Below are 14746 nucleotides of genomic sequence, written 5' to 3'. Positions count from 1 at the left end.
CCCCCGCTCAGGCGATGCCGGGCAGGCTCAGGTCCCACAGCTGCGCGGGCAGGTCCCGGCGCCGTTTGACCTTCAGCTTGCGGTAGATCCGGGTCAGGTGCTGTTCGACGGTGGAGACGGTCACGTACAGCTTGGTGGCGATCTCCCGGTTGGTGTGACCGCGGGCCGCGAGGAGCGCCACGCGCGCCTCGGCCTCGGACAGCGCCTCGGCCTCCTTGGCCGGTTCGGCCTCGCGTCCGGTGACGACGGGTTCGCCGTCGCCCTGCCCCGGCGTGAACTGCTGGCACAGCGGCTGCGCCCCGCAGGACTTGGCGACGTGCCAGGCCTTGCGTACGAGCATCCGGGCCCGGTTGAAGTCCCCGGCCGCGCGGTAGCAGCTACCCAACTCCCCTAGTGCCCGCGCGAGTTGGAGCCGGTCCTCGTGTTCTTCGAGGAGTTCCACGGCTTCGGTGAGCCGCTTCAGCCGGTACGTGAGGTCTCCGCTGGTCAGGGCGAGTGCGAACAGCAGGGATCCGCGCGGCCGGCTGCCGGCCGGGCCCGCCTCGCGCTGCTTCTGCTGTTCGACGTACTCGCGGGCCCTCGGGACGTTGCCGATGGCCAGCCACGCCTCGGCGGCGTCGAGCCGCCACGGCGCGAGCTCCACGGCGTCCATGCCCCAGGCCTGCATCAGTTCCCCGCAGGTGAGGAAGTCGCGCAGGGCGGCGTGGTAGCGGCCCGCGGCGAGGTGGCAACGGCCCCGGGCCCGCAGGTAGTGGAGCCCGATCTGGGTCTCCAGCATGGTGTCGGGCACCGGCTGTTCCAGCAGGCCCATCGCCTCTTCGAGGTTGCCCATCTGGGTCTCGGCCTCGATGAGGATGGCCAGCGGCATCGCGATGCCGACGCCCCAGCTCTGCACGGATATCAGGGACATGGCCTGCCGGGCCTGGGCGGCCGCGCCCGGCAGGTCGCCCTGGCGCAGGGCCACCTCGGCGCGGACCGCCCCGAGGGCCGCCTGCCAGGTGGGCGCGTTGCGGGCGGAGCATTCGCCGAGGAGCCGGTCGGTCCAGGTGAGCGCGAGGTCGAGGCGGCCCGCGTAGACGAGGGCCAGTACGGCGAAGACGAGGGGCGTGAGGGTGTGGTCGCTGAGGTGGTAGCGCTGCAGGACCCGGGTGGCCGCGGAGACGGCCGCTTCGCCCTGCCCGCCGCGCAGCGCGGTCCGCATGGCCTCGACGGCGGGGACGTGGGCGTCGTCGGGCATGGCGTAGGGGGCGGTGTCGCCGGCGTCGGCCGGTGCGGCGCCCGGCGTGCGCGGGGCGCCGGGGCGGGTGCCGTACGGCGCGCCGGTGGTGGTGAACGCCTCCCCGACCGCGGGGCTGACGAGCGAGAGCCAGCTCTGTGCGGCGGCGAGGGTGCCGGGGTCGTAGGCGAGGGGCTGCCCCGTGTCGCGGGCCTGCCGGGCGGCGTCCTGGAGGCGGCGTACGGCCGCTCCCGCCTGCCGGGCCTCCCCCATCCAGGCGAGGCAGGTCACGGCGTGGAGGAGGTCCCGGTCGGTGAGCCGGCCCGCGGCGAACTCCCGGGAGAGCTGGCGCAGATGGCCCTCGGCGGCGACCGGGCTGCTGCGCCAGACGATGCTCACCAGGCGGGACTTCAGAGCGGTGCGGCGGGGTCCTTCGGGGCTGGAGGCGACGGCCAGTTCCCCGCAGCGCAGGGCGAGTTCGGGGTCGTCCTCGACGAGGGCGTACTCGGCGGCCTGCTGGAGGACGGGGATCGCCCAGTCCTCGACCTGCTTGCGGGCGGCCAGGAGGTGGCGGGCGACGTCGAGGGCGGCCGCTCCGTCCTGGTGCAGCAGGCGCGCGGCGCGCTGGTGGAGCGCGGACAGGGCCCCGGTGGGGGCGGCGGCCAGTACGGCGTCGCGGGTCGCCGTGTCGCGGAAGGCGCCGTCGCGCATGACGCCGCACCGCTCCAGGTCCTGGACGGCCAGTTCGGCGGACTTGACGTGGACGTCGGTGATGCGGCTGAGGAGGGCGGGCCGGTCCGCGTCACCGAGGACGGCGATGCCCCGGGCGACCGCCAGCATCTGGGGGTCGCCCCGGTGGAGGCAGTCCAGTACGGCGCGTTCGAAGGTCTCGGCGGGGACGAGCGGCTGGAACGGTTCGCTGTCTCCGAGGGCCGCGAGGCCGTCCTCCAGCAGGGCCTTGACCAGCAGCGGGTTCCCGCCGGTGGTCTGCTGGCAGTCGGCGGACAGGCGCTGGGCGGCGGCGGTGGAGAAGCGGCCGGCCAGCAGGCGTCCGGTGCCGTCAGCGCTGAGCAGGGGCAGCCGGATGCTGGTGCAGTTGGGCTGGCGTTGCAGTTCGGCGTGGAAGGCGAGCTGGGCGGGCAGCAGCCGCACGGCCTCGGTGAGGACGATCAGGACTCCGGCCTGCCGGACCCGGCGGGCCAGGCACAGCAGGAAGGCGCGGGAGAGTTCGTCCCCGTGGTGGACGTCGTCGACGGCGATGACGAGGGTGCGCTCCCGGGCGATCCGCAGGAGCGCGGCGCAGACGTGGGGCAGGACCCGCATGCCCGCCTCGACGGCGCCGTCGGCGTCCCCCCGGTCCCCGGCTTCCAGGGCCTGCGCGCCGACGCCGTCGAGCAGTGCGGTGGTCTCGGCGTGGACCGCGGGGTCCAGGGGCGCGGTCGTGTCGAGCAGGCGGCGCAGGATGCCGAAGGGCAGGTAGCGCTCCGCCCGGGATCCGGCGGCCTCCAGGACCAGTGCCCCTTCGGAGAGGGCCGCTTCGGTGAAGTGTTCCAGCAGCGTCGTCTTGCCGCCCGCGATCGGTCCGCTGATGACGGCGACGCGCCCTCGGCCCCGCCGGGCGCTGCCGAGCAGGTCGTTGAGGGTGTCCCACTGCTTTTCACGCTCGATCAGCGTCGCCGCCACTGCGTTTCCTTCCCCCGGGCTGCCTGAACTTGCCCTGAACTGCACTGTGTCGCGCCTCCTCGCGCCGCCCCGCGCTCCGTCGGGCGGGGGCGGGGCGGTTCCGGGGCGGGCGGGGTCCGGTTCCCTCCGTGCGGGGAGGGCGTCCGGCCCGGCCTCGGTACCCGTCTCGTCCGTTCGTCGCCTGCGGGCCGTTGGTCGTGCGGCCGGCGCGGCGGGCGTGCGCCTGGGTCGTGTCCCTGGGTCGTGTCCCTAGCGGGTGGCCGCCGCGAGCTCCTCGGAGACGATCTTCAGGATCTGGGCTTGTTGCCGGGCCAGGAAGAAATGGCCGCCCGGGAAACGGTGGATGTCGAATCCGCCGCTGGTGTGCCCTTCCCAGGCTTCGGCTTCCTCCCGGCTGGTGCGGGGGTCGGACTCGCCGGTGAGCACGGTGATGGGGGCCTTCACCGTGTCGTCGGACGCGGCCCGGTAGTTCTCGATGGCGGTGTAGTCGCTCCGAATGGCGGGGAGCACCATGCGGAGGATCTCCTCGTTTCCGAGAATCGAGGCGTCGGTCCCGCTGAGTTCCCGCATTTCGGCCACGATGCCGTCGTCATCGCGCAGGTGCACGGTTTCGTGGCGGAAACTCGACGGCGAGCGGCGTCCCGACGCGAAGACGCGGACGGGGCTGATGCCGTGGTCGCGTTCCAGCCTGCGCGTCACCTCGAAGGCGAGGACGGCGCCCATGCTGTGGCCGAACAGGGCCAGGGGCCGGTCCAGCCATGGCACGAGTGCGCTGGTCAGCGCGTCGGCGTAGACGTGGATGTCCGTGATCCCGGGCTCGTGCCGGCGGTCTTGGCGTCCCGGGTACTGCACGGAGAGGACGTCCACGGCCGGGGCGAGTGCCTGGGCCATGGGGAAGTAGAAGGAGGCGGATCCGCCGGCGTGGGGCAGGCAGACCAGCCGGATCGGGCTTTCGTCCGCGGCGTGATAGCGGCGGACCCAGGCGTCGGCATTTTGTTTATCGCTCAAGGGGATGAAAACTCCGTGTTCCGGTCCGGACGCGGCCGCCGGTTCGGGGGTCCGAACCTTTTCACCGCTTCCGTACACGCGTTCCGTTGTCACCATGTTTAGCAGAGCCCCAATGGGGTCAGTACCCCTACATTGCACCCCTACCCCGGCCGAAAATCTTCGCTCGCCGGGATCCGGATGGGCGTTCTCCACGCCGATGCCCTAGGGTCCGGTACTCACCGGAAAGCAGGCCCGGATCGCATGCCATGGCCCGGAAATCAGGGAATGCGGGGCCTCCTGCCCGGTCCGCCGCGACCGCCCGCACCCGACCGGCCGGGCGCGTCAACGGCCCCCGGACCCAACCGTTTTCGGTCATCTACCGATCCTTGAGCGAACCTCAAGTTCCGGCCAGGTTCGGGGTTCCGGTTAGGGGTTTCGGCTGGTGTCGCACCCCCGCCTCCCGGCCTCGGGCCGACGGGCGGGGAGCCCCGTTCAGTCCTCGAACGAACCGTGCCGGCCCGCCCCGGACGCGAACCGGTCGGCTCCCGACTGCGTCTCGCCGGCCCCGAGCGGAACCGCGCCGTGCCGGAACTCGACGGCCAGCGCCTCCGGCTCGCTCAGGCCGTGCTGCTCCCGGACGGAGAGCCGGTCGTGGCGCAGGCACAGCTGGGGGAACCCCGCGATCTGCCGGGCCAGCTCCTCCGCCGCGTGGCGGGCCCGGCCCGGCGGCACCAGCCGGTTCGCGAGTCCGATGGCGTACGCCTCGGCGGCGTCGACCGCCCGGCCGGTGAGGATCATGTCCATGGCCCGGCTCTCCCCGATGAGCCGCGGCAGCCGCACCGTACCGCCGTCCACGAGCGGGACGCCCCAGCGCCGGCAGAACACCCCGAAGACCGCGTCCTCCTCCGCGACCCGCAGGTCGCACCACAGGGCCAGCTCCAGGCCGCCGGCGACCGCGTGTCCCGCGACCGCCGCGATGACGGGCTTGCCCAGCCGCATCCGGGTGGGTCCCATCGGGCCGTCCCCGGTCTCCAGCACCTGGTTGCCGCGTGCGGTCCCGACGGCCTTGAGATCGGCGCCGGCGCAGAACGTCCCGCCCTCGCCCCAGAGCACGGCGACGGCCGCGCCGTCGTCGGCCTCGAACGTACGGAAGGCCTGGGCCAGTTGGGACGCCGTGGGGCCGTCGACGGCGTTGCGGACCTCCGGCCGGCTCAGCACCACCGTGAACACCGGGCCGTCCCGCTCGATCCGCACGGCCGACTTCTCGTCCACCCCGCACCCCTCCCGCTCGCCCGCGCACCGGGCCCGCGCCCGTGTCCGTGTCGGTGTCCGTGTCCGTGTCCGGCCGTCACGTTACTCGCGGGTGACGCTCCCGGGTGCGGAGACGGCAGGCGGCTTCCCGGCGGGCCGCGCCTCAGCCCGTACCGGCCCAGCGGCCGGTGACCAGCCCGGCCTGCTCCTGGAGCGCCGAGACCACTTCGCGGGCGCTGCGGGCCGCGGTGGAGCGGAGGACGGCGACGCTGATCTCGCGGGCGAGCTCGGGCCCGGCCACAGGACGTACGGCCAGGTCGGGGTGGGGGGCTCCGAGGGCGAGCCGGGGCACGAGCGCGACGCCCGTGCCGGCGGCCACGAGGCCCTGGACGACGGCGTAGTCGTCGGTGCGCATGGCGTGGACCGGTTCGAAGCCCTGCTGGGCGCAGGCCCAGGTCAGCACGCGGTCGCAGGGGTCGTGGGGGTCGGCGGCGCCCACCCACGCGGTGTCGCGCAGCGCGGTGAGCGGGACCCGGTCCAGGGCCGCGCAGGGGTGGTCCCGGGGCATGACGAGGAGGAGCGGATCGGCCAGGAGGGGGTGGAGTTCGAAGGCGTCGTCCAGGTCGAGGCGGTCACCGGGCTGGGAGAAGACGAGGGCGGCCTGGAGTTCGCGGGCCCGCAGTCCCCTCAGCAGCCGGGGGAGTTCGCCTTCGGTGAGGGAGATGTGGACGCCCTGCTGGTGGAGGCGTTTGACGGCGGGTGCCAGCAGCAGGGCGCCCGCGGTGGGGAAGGTGCCGATGTGGAGGGTGCGGGTGCCGCGCTCGGCGAGGTCACGGACCTCCAGTTCGGCGTGGCGCAGGCGCTCCAGCACGGCCTCGGCGTGGGGCAGCAGTGCTTCGCCGAGTTCGGTGAGCGTGGCGCCGCGCGGGCCGCGCGTGACGAGGCGGGCGTCGAAGTGGCTCTCCAGTGCGGCCAGGTGGTGGGTGATCGTGGGCTGGCTGTAGTGCAGGGCGCGGGCGGCGCCGGCGAGCGAGCCCTCCTGGGCGATGGAGCGGAGCACCTGGAGATGACGTACCTCAAGCATATAGACAGGGTATGGAGGGGTACAGAAAAGTCCACTCTTCCTCGATGGGTGGCCGGAGTGTCACGCTCGCCGGGTGAAGACGCGAACCGCCCCTCCCCCCGGCCGCTCCCCCGCTCCCGATCAGGCGCGCGCCCCGTACGCCGAGGCCCTCCTGGCGCAGGCGGGGCGGGACTGGCTGCGCCTGAACGTGCCCGGGCACGCGGCCGCCCCCGGTTCGGACCTCGCCGGCTGGTTCGGCTCCCGGGTCACGGACCTGGACTTCCCTCCGCTGCTGGACGGCATCGACCTCGGGTCTGACACCCCGCTGGACGAGGCTCTGGCCCTGGCCGCCCGGGCCTGGGGTGCGCGGCGCACCTGGTTCCTGACGAACGGGGCCTCGCAGGGCAACCAGATCGCCTCGATGGTCGCTCCCGCCCTGGGGCGGACCCTGGTGGTGCAGCGCAGTGTGCACTCCAGCGTCGTCGACGGGCTGGTGCTGTCCGGGCTGGACGCCGCCTTCGTCCAGCCGTCGGTCGACCCCGTGCAGGGCATCGCCCACGGGGTGACGGCCGCCGACGTGGCGGCGGTGCTCGCGCGGACACCGGACGCGGCGGCCGTGTACATCGTCTCCCCGAGCTACTTCGGGGCGGTGGCCGACGTGCGCGCCATCGCCGACGCCGCGCACGCCGCCGGGGTCCCCCTGATCGTCGACGAGGCGTGGGGCTCCCACTTCGGTTTCCATCCCGCGCTGCCCGCGGGGGCGCTGTCGCTCGGCGCGGACCTGGTGACCTCCAGTACGCACAAGCTGGCCGGGAGCCTGACGCAGTCGGCGATGCTGCACCTGGGCGACGGGCCGTTCGCGGACCTGCTGGAACCGCTCGTGGAGCGGGCCTTCCGGCTGGTGCAGTCGACCAGCGCGAGCGCCCTGCTGACCGGTTCCCTGGACCTCGCCCGCCGCGCGCTCGTCGCGGGCGCCGACCGGATCACCGGCTCGATCGAGGCGGCGGACAAGGTGCGGGGCGTGCTGCGGGCGCTGGGCCGCTTCGAGGTGGTCAGCGACGGGTTCCCCGCGTTCCCCGACGTCACCGCCGCCGATCCGCTGCGGATCGCCATCGGCACGCGCGCCGGCGGCATCACGGGGCACGAGGCCCGGCGGCTGCTGTTCCGCGACCACCGGGTCATGGTCGAGGTAGCCACCGACGCGGCGGTCGTCGCCGTGCTGGGTGCCGGGTCGGCCCCGGACACCGACCGCTTCGTCGAGGCGCTGCACCGGCTGCCCGCGCCGCTCGCCCGCTCCGGCGCCCCCGGACCGGCCCCGCTGCCGCTGCCGCTGCCGCGTCCGGGCCCGGCCCGGCTCACGGCCCGCGAGGCGTTCCTCAGCCCGGCCCGTGTGGTGCCCGCGCGGGAGGCCGTCGGGCGGGTCAGCGCCGACACGCTGGCCGCGTACCCGCCGGGCATCCCGAACGTGCTGCCCGGTGAGGTCATCACGGCCGAGACCGTCGAGTTCCTGCGCCGGACGGCCGCCGCCCCGGGGGGCCACGTGCGCGGGGCCGTGGACGCCGCCGTGTCCCGTCTGCGCGTCGTGTCGGCCTGACGCGGAACCAAGTTGATCACTTCGGGCGTCTCGGGGAAGACACCAGCACGCAGGACGGACAGAAGAGGAGAGGCTGACGTGAATTCCCCTGGGGCGATCCCGTCCCGTCGCACACTGCTGACCGTGGGAGCCGGAGCGGCACTGGCCGTGGCGCTGCCGGCGGGCACGGCCCGCGCCGCGTCGTCGCCGGGCGAGGGCGGTGTCGTGCGGCGGCTGCGCGCACTGGAACGCGAGCACGGCGCCCGGCTGGGGGTGTACGCGTACGACACGGCCACGGGCCGGACGGTGCTGCACCGCGCCGACGAACTGTTCCCCATGTGCTCCCTGTTCAAGACGGTCGCCGCGGCGGCCGTGATGCGCGACCTCGACCGGGACGGCACCTACCTCGCCCGGCGCATCCACTACACCCTGCAGGACGTCACGGATGCGGGCGGCGGAGAGATCACGCGGCGGCCCGAGAACATCGCCGGCGGCCTGACCGTGGCGGAACTGTGTTCCGCGGCCATCGCCCAGAGCGACAACTGCGCCGGCAACCTCCTGCTCCGCGAGCTGGGCGGCCCGACCGCGGTCACCCGGTTCTGCCGCTCGCTGGGGGACCGTACGACCCGGCTCGACCGGTGGGAGCCGGCGCTGAACTCGGCGGAACCCTCCCGGGTGACCGACACCACCAGCCCCCGCGCGATCGGGCAGACGTACGCGCGGCTCGTGCTCGGCGACGCGCTGGCCCCCGGACACCGGGAACGGCTGACCGGGTGGCTGCTGGCCAACACCACCAGCGGTGCCCGTTTCCGGGCCGGCCTGCCCCGCGACTGGGTGCTCGGGGACAAGACCGGCACCGGGTCGTACGGCACCACCAACAACGTGGGCATCGCCTGGCCGCCGCACCGGCCGCCGGTCGTCCTGTCCGTGGTCAGCACCAAGCCGGACGCCACGGCGCCCCGCGACGACGCGCTCGTGGCCGATGCCGCGAGGCTGCTGGCCGAGGCGTTCGGCGGGCACTAGTAGACGTCGCGGACGTAGCGCTTGTCGGCGGCCATCTGGCGTACGTGGGCGGCCGCGGCTTCGGCGTCCATCCGGCCCTGCACGGCGACGATCTCGTGCAGGGCCCGGTCGACGTCCTTGGCCATGCGGCCGGCGTCGCCGCAGACGTAGAAGTGGGCGCCGTCCCGCAGCCACCGCCACAGGCGCGGGCCGTGCTCGCGCATCCGGTCCTGTACGTAGACCTTGTTGCGCTGGTCCCGGGAGAAGGCGACGTCGAGGCGGTCCAGGTGGCCGGAGGTCAGGAAGTCCTCCAGGTCCTTGCGGTAGTAGAAGTCGGTGGCTTCGCGCTGCTCGCCGAAGAACAGCCAGTTGGGTCCCGTGTGTCCCTTGGCCCGGCGGTCCTCCAGGAACCCGATGAACGGGGCGACGCCGGTACCCGGACCCACCATGATCATCGGTGTGGTGGGGGCCGCGGGCGGGCGGAAGTGCGGGGAGCGCTGGACGAACACCTGGACCGGGCCGTCGTCGGCGCAGTCCGCGAGGTAGGTGGAGCAGACGCCGTTGCGGTCCCGGCCCAGACCGTTGGTGTAGCGGACGACGGACACGGTCAGGCGGACCTCGCCCGGGTGCGCGAGCGGGCTGGAGGAGATCGAGTACAGGCGGGGCTGGAGCCGCTTGAGGACCGCGGCCCATTCGTCCGCGGAGGCGCGGACGGGGAAGGTTCCGATGACGTCGGCGGCCTGCCGGCCCCAGCTCCACTTGGCCAGCTCGCCCTTGTTGTCCGGGCGCAACAGCCGTTGGAGGTCGCGGTCGCCGGTGCGGGCGACGACGAACCTGAGGAGGTCCGGGGTGATGCGGGCGATGTCGAAGCGGGTCCGCAGGGCTTCGCCGAACGGGATGCCGGAACTGTCGGGGCTGCCGGGGCCGTCGGGAAGGGCGATGCGCTCTTCGGGGTCGAGGCCGGTGAGGGCGAGCCATTCGGAGACGAGTCCGGAGCTGTTGGCCGGCCATACGCCGAGCGCGTCTCCGGCCTCGTAGGCGAGTTCGCCGCCTCGGGTGTCGAAGGCGAACTGCCGTGTCTCCTTGTGTGAGCCGGGCAGGCTGAGGAGCCGGTTCCCGATCAGGAGCGTCGCGAACGGGGACGCCTTGGTGTAGCGGGCGGCGGGGGCCGGCCGCTCTGCGGGGCGCGGGGCGGCCGGTGCTGCCGCCGGGGTCGGGGGCGTGTCCTGCGCGTCCGGCGCCGGCCGCGGGCCGGCCGTCGTGGTGAGGGCGGTGGCGATCCGGTCGAGCCACCGCCCGGCGGGCTCGTCGTAGTCGGGCTCGCAGTCGGTACGCGGGTGCAGGCGGGTGGCGCCGAGTTCCGCGAGGCGTTCGTCGAGGCGGCGGCCGTGGCCGCAGAAGTCGTCGTAGCTGGAGTCGCCGAAGGCCAGTACCGCGTAGCGCAGGCCGTCCAGCCGGCCGGCGTCGGGGGCGGTGAGGCCCTGCCAGAAGCCGGCACCGTTGTCGGGGCTGTCGCCGTCGCCGAAGGTACTGGTGACGATCAGCAGGTCGGTGTCCGCGGTGAGCCGGGCGGGGTCGGCGTCGGCCATGGCGAGCAGGGCCGGGGTGTGGCCGGCCTCGGTGAGGCGGGCGGCCGCGGCGCGGGCGAACTCCTCGGCGTTGCCGGTCTGCGAGGCCCACAGCACGATCAGCTGCCGGCCCGTGACCGCCGCGGGGGCCGGAGGTCCGGCCGCGGGCACGGCGGGCGGGGCGGTACGGGAGAAGGTGCCCGCCAGTACGCCGTCCACCCACCGGGCCGTGCCGGGGGCGAAGGGCGCGGTGGCGGGCAGTACCGGGACGCCGCCGGGCGGGGCCTGGGCGAGGCCGGACAGGTAGCCGGAGAGGTACGTGCGCTCCGGTTGTGTCAGCGGCGGACCGGTGAGGTCGGTCAGGCCGAAGAGGGTGGCCAGGGCGGAGACGGCCGTGGCGACGCCGCCGTCCGCGGCCGGGGCCGTGCCGGTGGCCTGCTGCTGCGTCGGGAGGGCGGGGCCTGCGGTCGCGGGCACGGGGCGGGTCTCCTCGGGTTCGGGTGCGGCGACCACGCGCAGGGCCACGGCGCAGGCTTTGAACCCGGGCTGGAACGAGACCGGGTCGACGGCGTCGTTGGTGACGGCGTTGATGCTGAGGTACTCCCCGAACAGGTCGTTCCAGTGGAAGGGCGCGAAGCAGTTCCCCGGGCGCACCCGGTCGGTGACGACGGCGGGCAGGACGGCGCGGCCGCGCCGCGAGGCGACCTCGATGTGGTCCCCGTCCCGGGCTTCCATGGCGGCGGCGTCGTCCGGATGGAGCTCCACGAACGGGCCGGGGTCGAGCCTGCCCAGTCTGGGGATCTTGCCGGTCTTGGTGAGGGTGTGCCACTGGTGTTGCAGGCGGCCGGTGTTCAGGACGAACGGGTAGTCGTCGTCGGGGAGTTCCGCGGCGGGCAGGTGGGGGCGGGCGAAGAACCGGGCGCGGCCGGAGGGGGTGGGGAACGCCAGCCGGGGCCTGGTCCCGTCGGCGCGTTCCAGCAGGGTCTGGCTCACGCCGTCGTTGAGGTAGCGGACGGGGTTGCGGTCAGCGCCGTCCGGAGACGGGGCCGGCCATTGCACGGGGGTCTCGCGCAGGCGCCGGTAGGTGACGCCGCGCAGGTCCCAGCCGGTCTTCGGGTTCCAGGCGCGCTTGAGTTCCTCGAAGACGTCCTCGGCGCTCGCGTAGGTGAAGGCGTCGGCGAAGCCCATCTCGCACGCGACGCGGGCGATGAGCTGCCAGTCGGGCAGTGCCTGTCCGGGGGGATCGAGGACGCCCTGGACGAGGGTGAGGTTCCGCTCCGAGTTGATCATGATCCCGTCGGACTCCGCCCACAGCGTGGCGGGCAGCACGACGTCGGCGTAGGCGTTCGTCTCGGTTTCGGCGAACACGTCCTGCGTGACGACCAGTTCGGCGGCCTCCAGGCCGGCGATGACGGTCTTGCGGTTGGCGACGGAGGCGACCGGGTTGGTGCAGATGATCCAGCACGCCTTGATGTCACCGGCGGCGAGCCGCTCGAACATCTCCACCGTCCCGCGCCCCACCTCGGTGCGCAGCGTTCCCGCTTCGACGCCCCACAGCTCCTCGGTGAACGCGCGTTCCTCGTCCACGAGGACGGAGCGCTGGCCGGGCAGGCCAGGGCCCATGTAGCCCATCTCGCGTCCGCCCATCGCGTTCGGCTGGCCGGTCAGCGAGAACGGGCCGGAGCCGGGGCGGCAGATCGCCCCGGTGGCGAGGTGCAGGTTGACCAAGGCGTTGGTGTTCCAGGTGCCGTGGGTGGACTGGTTGAGCCCCATCGTCCAGCAGCTCGTCCATTCGCCCGCCTCGCCGATCCAGCGGGCGGCCTGCCGGAGGTCGGCCTCCGGGATGCCGGTGATCTCGGCGACCCTCGCGGGCGGGTGGTCGGCGAGGAAGGAGGGCATCTCCTCCCAGCCTTCGGTGAATTCGGCGATGAACGCCTCGTCGGTGTGCCCGTTCTCCACGAGGAGGTGGAGGATGCCGTTGAGGAGGGCCAGGTCCGTACCGGGCTTGATCTGGAGGAACAGGTCGGCCTTGTCGGCGGTGGCGGTGCGCCGCGGGTCGACGACGATGAGTTTCGCTCCGGCGGACTTGATCCGGTCCGTCATCCGCAGGAAGAGGATGGGATGGCAGTCGGCCATGTTCGCGCCGATCACGAAGAAGACGTCGGCCCGGTCGAAGTCCCGGTAGGAGCCGGGAGGTCCGTCCGCACCGAGCGAGAGTTTGTATCCGGAGCCCGCGCTGGCCATGCACAGGCGGGAGTTGGACTCGATCTGGTTGGTGCGTACGAATCCCTTGGCGAGCTTGTTCGCCAGGTACTGCGCCTCCAGGGACATCTGCCCGGAGACGTAGAAGGCGAGGGCGTCGGGGCCGTGCTCGTCGAGGATCGCGCGCAGCCGGCCGGCCACCGTGGCGATCGCCGTGTCCACGTCCGTTTCGGCGGGTCCGGCGCCGCGCCGGGCGCGGATCAGGGCCTTGGCGGCGCGTCCGGGCGCGGCCATCATGTCCGCACTGGTCGCGCCCTTCGTGCAGAGCCGCCCGGAGTTCGTCGGGTGCCGTTTGTCCCCGGAGGCCTTCAGGGCGGTGCGCCTGCCGGTGGTGGCGTCCCGGCCGACGTCGAGCACGATGCCGCAGCCGACACCGCAGTACGAGCAGACCGTCCGGATGCCCTCCGCCTTCGCGTCCGGCGTCGTCACCGAGCTCCCTCCCTCAGGTCGCGCTCCTCGCCCCGCGCGCGGCGGGTGAGCGGCGGCGGGGGTGGGAAGGTCCCACGCCCCAGACCGTAGGAAGAGCGCGTTTCCGGCCCGTCACGTCCTGCGGACACGGCGTGTAAACCGGCCCGCACAGCGTGGTGGCCCGTGGTGTGAGCGCGGAGGCGGTGTCGACCGCACACAGGGGCCGCACGGGGGCGCGCACGCCCGAGGGCCCCGCACCGGCTGGTGAGGGGCCCTCGGGCGTGGATGCGGCCGGATCAGAGGGAGAGGGAGATCTCGGTCGACTTGATCAGGGCGACGACGGAGGTGCCGGTGGTGAGGCCGAGGGCCTCGACGGCGTCCTTGGTGATGGCGGCGGTCAGCTCGCCGCCCTCGACGGAAACCTTGACGGAGCCCATGGCGCCACCGGTCGCGACGTCGGTGACGGTGCCCGCGATCTGGTTGCGGATGGAGATGCCCTCGACCGGGGCGGTCGCGAGGGAGACCTCGGTGGACTTCACGAGCGCCTTGACCGCGGTGCCCTCGGCGAAGCCGAGGTCCTTGACGGCGTCGGTGGTGATCGCGGCGGTGATGTCCTGACCGCCGGCCAGCCGGACCTTCACCGTGGACATGGCCTCACCGGCCGTGACGGAGGTGATGGTGCCGGGGATCTGGTTGCGGATGCTCAGGCTCATGGACGTAACGCCTCACTCTGATCGGGGGGAAAGGCGGCCTGCCGGCCGCCCCACTGATCACGCTAGCCCCGGTCGTCACGCTCCGTGTGGAGCCGTTCTCATCCGCCAGGCGAAAGGCCCACCCGGCGCCGCAATTCCGTCCCGCCGGCCGTCACGCCCGTGCGGGAGGGGTGCGCAGGACCGTCCCGGACGGCAGGAGGGCGTTGGCCGGCAGGACGGTGTCCGACGGCAGGACGGCCTCGGCCGGCGGGACCGTCTCGGCCAGCAGGGCGATCTCGGCCGCGACGGCCTCCGGGTCGGCCGCGACGGTGACGTGGGCGACGCCATCCAGACTCGGGTGCGCCCCGACGCGTACCGCCCGCTCGGCGTTCCGCAGGAGGTCGAGGTCGTTGATGTCGTTGCCGAACGCCACGTACGCGCCGGTGCCCAGGGACGTGAGGGCTTCCCACTTCGTCGTCGAACCCGGGGCGAAGTCGATGATCGCCTCGTCGAGGTGGTGGTTGACCGTCAGCCCGAGCCGACGGCCGGCCTCCGCGAGTTCCGCCATGTCCGACGCGCCGACCACGAGGAACTTCACGACCTCGGGAAGCTCCGCGAGGTCCACCCCGCGCGCGAGGTTGCCCTGGTCGACCCGGCCCCGGATCGGGTGGTCCACGGGGCCGGTGTAGGCGTAGTCCCAGGGCCCGTCCGCGAGGTAGGCCGCCCGGTACCGTCCGACCGCCTCCATCAGTGCCGCGAGTTCGGTGGGAGCGAACGCCGCCCGCGCCCGGACCTCGCCGCCGACCGAGACGAGGCTGCCGTTCCCGCCGATCAGCGTGGCGGACGGGAAGGCTCCGTCCAGGACGGGCAGCATGTCGCGTACGGGGCGCGCGGACGCGAAGACCACGCGGTGGCCGGCGCGCTCGCACGCGCCGATCGCCGCGAGGATCCGGGCGTCGATGAGCCGGCCGTCGAAGCAGAGGGTGCCGTCGATGTCGAAGACGACGGTGCGGGCGCGAAGGCTGAACATGATCGGATCGT

Annotated in this window: 9 protein-coding genes; 2 read left to right on the top strand and 7 right to left on the bottom strand. The window is 73.6% G+C overall.

Translation table 11 applies throughout. The features are described 5' to 3' along the window. Positions 1 to 7: 7 nt before the first annotated feature. The 4 genes from AC07B0_RS07425 to AC07B0_RS07410 all read right to left on the bottom strand — a co-directional run bounded on the left by AC07B0_RS07425 (position 8) and on the right by AC07B0_RS07410 (position 6221). Complete coding sequence (locus AC07B0_RS07425; protein ID WP_469378056.1) at positions 8 to 2899, bottom strand: helix-turn-helix transcriptional regulator; 2892 nt, start codon at positions 2897 to 2899, stop codon at positions 8 to 10. 249 nt (positions 2900 to 3148) lie between these two features. After that, the gene (locus tag AC07B0_RS07420) at positions 3149 to 3907 is read right to left on the bottom strand and encodes a thioesterase II family protein (RefSeq protein ID WP_356876491.1); all 759 of its coding nucleotides are present in this window, start codon (positions 3905 to 3907) and stop codon (positions 3149 to 3151) included. A gap of 471 nt (positions 3908 to 4378) precedes the next feature. Then, positions 4379 to 5158, bottom strand: coding sequence for a crotonase/enoyl-CoA hydratase family protein (locus tag AC07B0_RS07415; RefSeq protein ID WP_478897199.1), 780 nt, complete (start codon positions 5156 to 5158; stop codon positions 4379 to 4381). A 142-nt stretch (positions 5159 to 5300) separates the two neighbouring features. Next, on the bottom strand, positions 5301 to 6221 hold the full coding sequence (locus tag AC07B0_RS07410; protein ID WP_478897196.1) for a LysR family transcriptional regulator: 921 nt from the start codon (positions 6219 to 6221) through the stop codon (positions 5301 to 5303). A gap of 73 nt (positions 6222 to 6294) precedes the next feature. On the opposite strand from AC07B0_RS07410, the gene AC07B0_RS07405 reads away from it, so the two are divergent. Beyond that, positions 6295 to 7794 (top strand): aminotransferase class I/II-fold pyridoxal phosphate-dependent enzyme, encoded by a 1500-nt coding sequence (locus AC07B0_RS07405; RefSeq protein ID WP_478897194.1) that lies wholly within the window; start codon positions 6295 to 6297, stop codon positions 7792 to 7794. 78 nt (positions 7795 to 7872) lie between these two features. Next, positions 7873 to 8796 carry a class A beta-lactamase gene (gene bla, locus AC07B0_RS07400; protein WP_469378050.1) on the top strand — a complete coding sequence of 308 codons (924 nt, stop codon included), beginning with the start codon at positions 7873 to 7875 and terminating at the stop codon, positions 8794 to 8796. On the opposite strand, the gene AC07B0_RS07395 is transcribed toward bla, so the two are convergent. The 3 genes from AC07B0_RS07395 to AC07B0_RS07385 form a co-directional block, all read right to left on the bottom strand. Further along, positions 8793 to 13034 (bottom strand): molybdopterin-dependent oxidoreductase, encoded by a 4242-nt coding sequence (locus AC07B0_RS07395; RefSeq protein ID WP_478897192.1) that lies wholly within the window; start codon positions 13032 to 13034, stop codon positions 8793 to 8795. The two genes, bla and AC07B0_RS07395, sit on opposite strands and share 4 nt — an antisense overlap. Positions 13035 to 13309: 275 nt before the next feature. Continuing rightward, the gene (locus AC07B0_RS07390) at positions 13310 to 13726 is read right to left on the bottom strand and encodes a TOBE domain-containing protein (RefSeq protein ID WP_478897190.1); all 417 of its coding nucleotides are present in this window, start codon (positions 13724 to 13726) and stop codon (positions 13310 to 13312) included. A gap of 151 nt (positions 13727 to 13877) precedes the next feature. Then, entirely contained in the window at positions 13878 to 14735 is an 858-nt protein-coding gene (locus tag AC07B0_RS07385) for an HAD hydrolase family protein (protein WP_478897188.1), read from the bottom strand. Between the last annotated feature and the right edge of the window lie 11 nt (positions 14736 to 14746).

Source organism: Streptomyces sp. NPDC044704, from assembly GCF_056433525.1.
Note: the sequence above shows the minus strand (reverse complement) of the source record. Positions and strands in the feature narration are given on the sequence as shown.

What these genes read in the sequence shown, in the direction of transcription:
- AC07B0_RS07410 (WP_478897196.1), bottom strand. Translation starts at nt 6,221, where the DNA reads ATGCTTGAGGTACGTCATCTCCAGGTGCTCCGCTCCATCGCCCAGGAG.
- AC07B0_RS07390 (WP_478897190.1), bottom strand. Translation starts at nt 13,726, where the DNA reads ATGAGCCTGAGCATCCGCAACCAGATCCCCGGCACCATCACCTCCGTC.
- AC07B0_RS07385 (WP_478897188.1), bottom strand. Translation starts at nt 14,735, where the DNA reads ATGTTCAGCCTTCGCGCCCGCACCGTCGTCTTCGACATCGACGGCACC.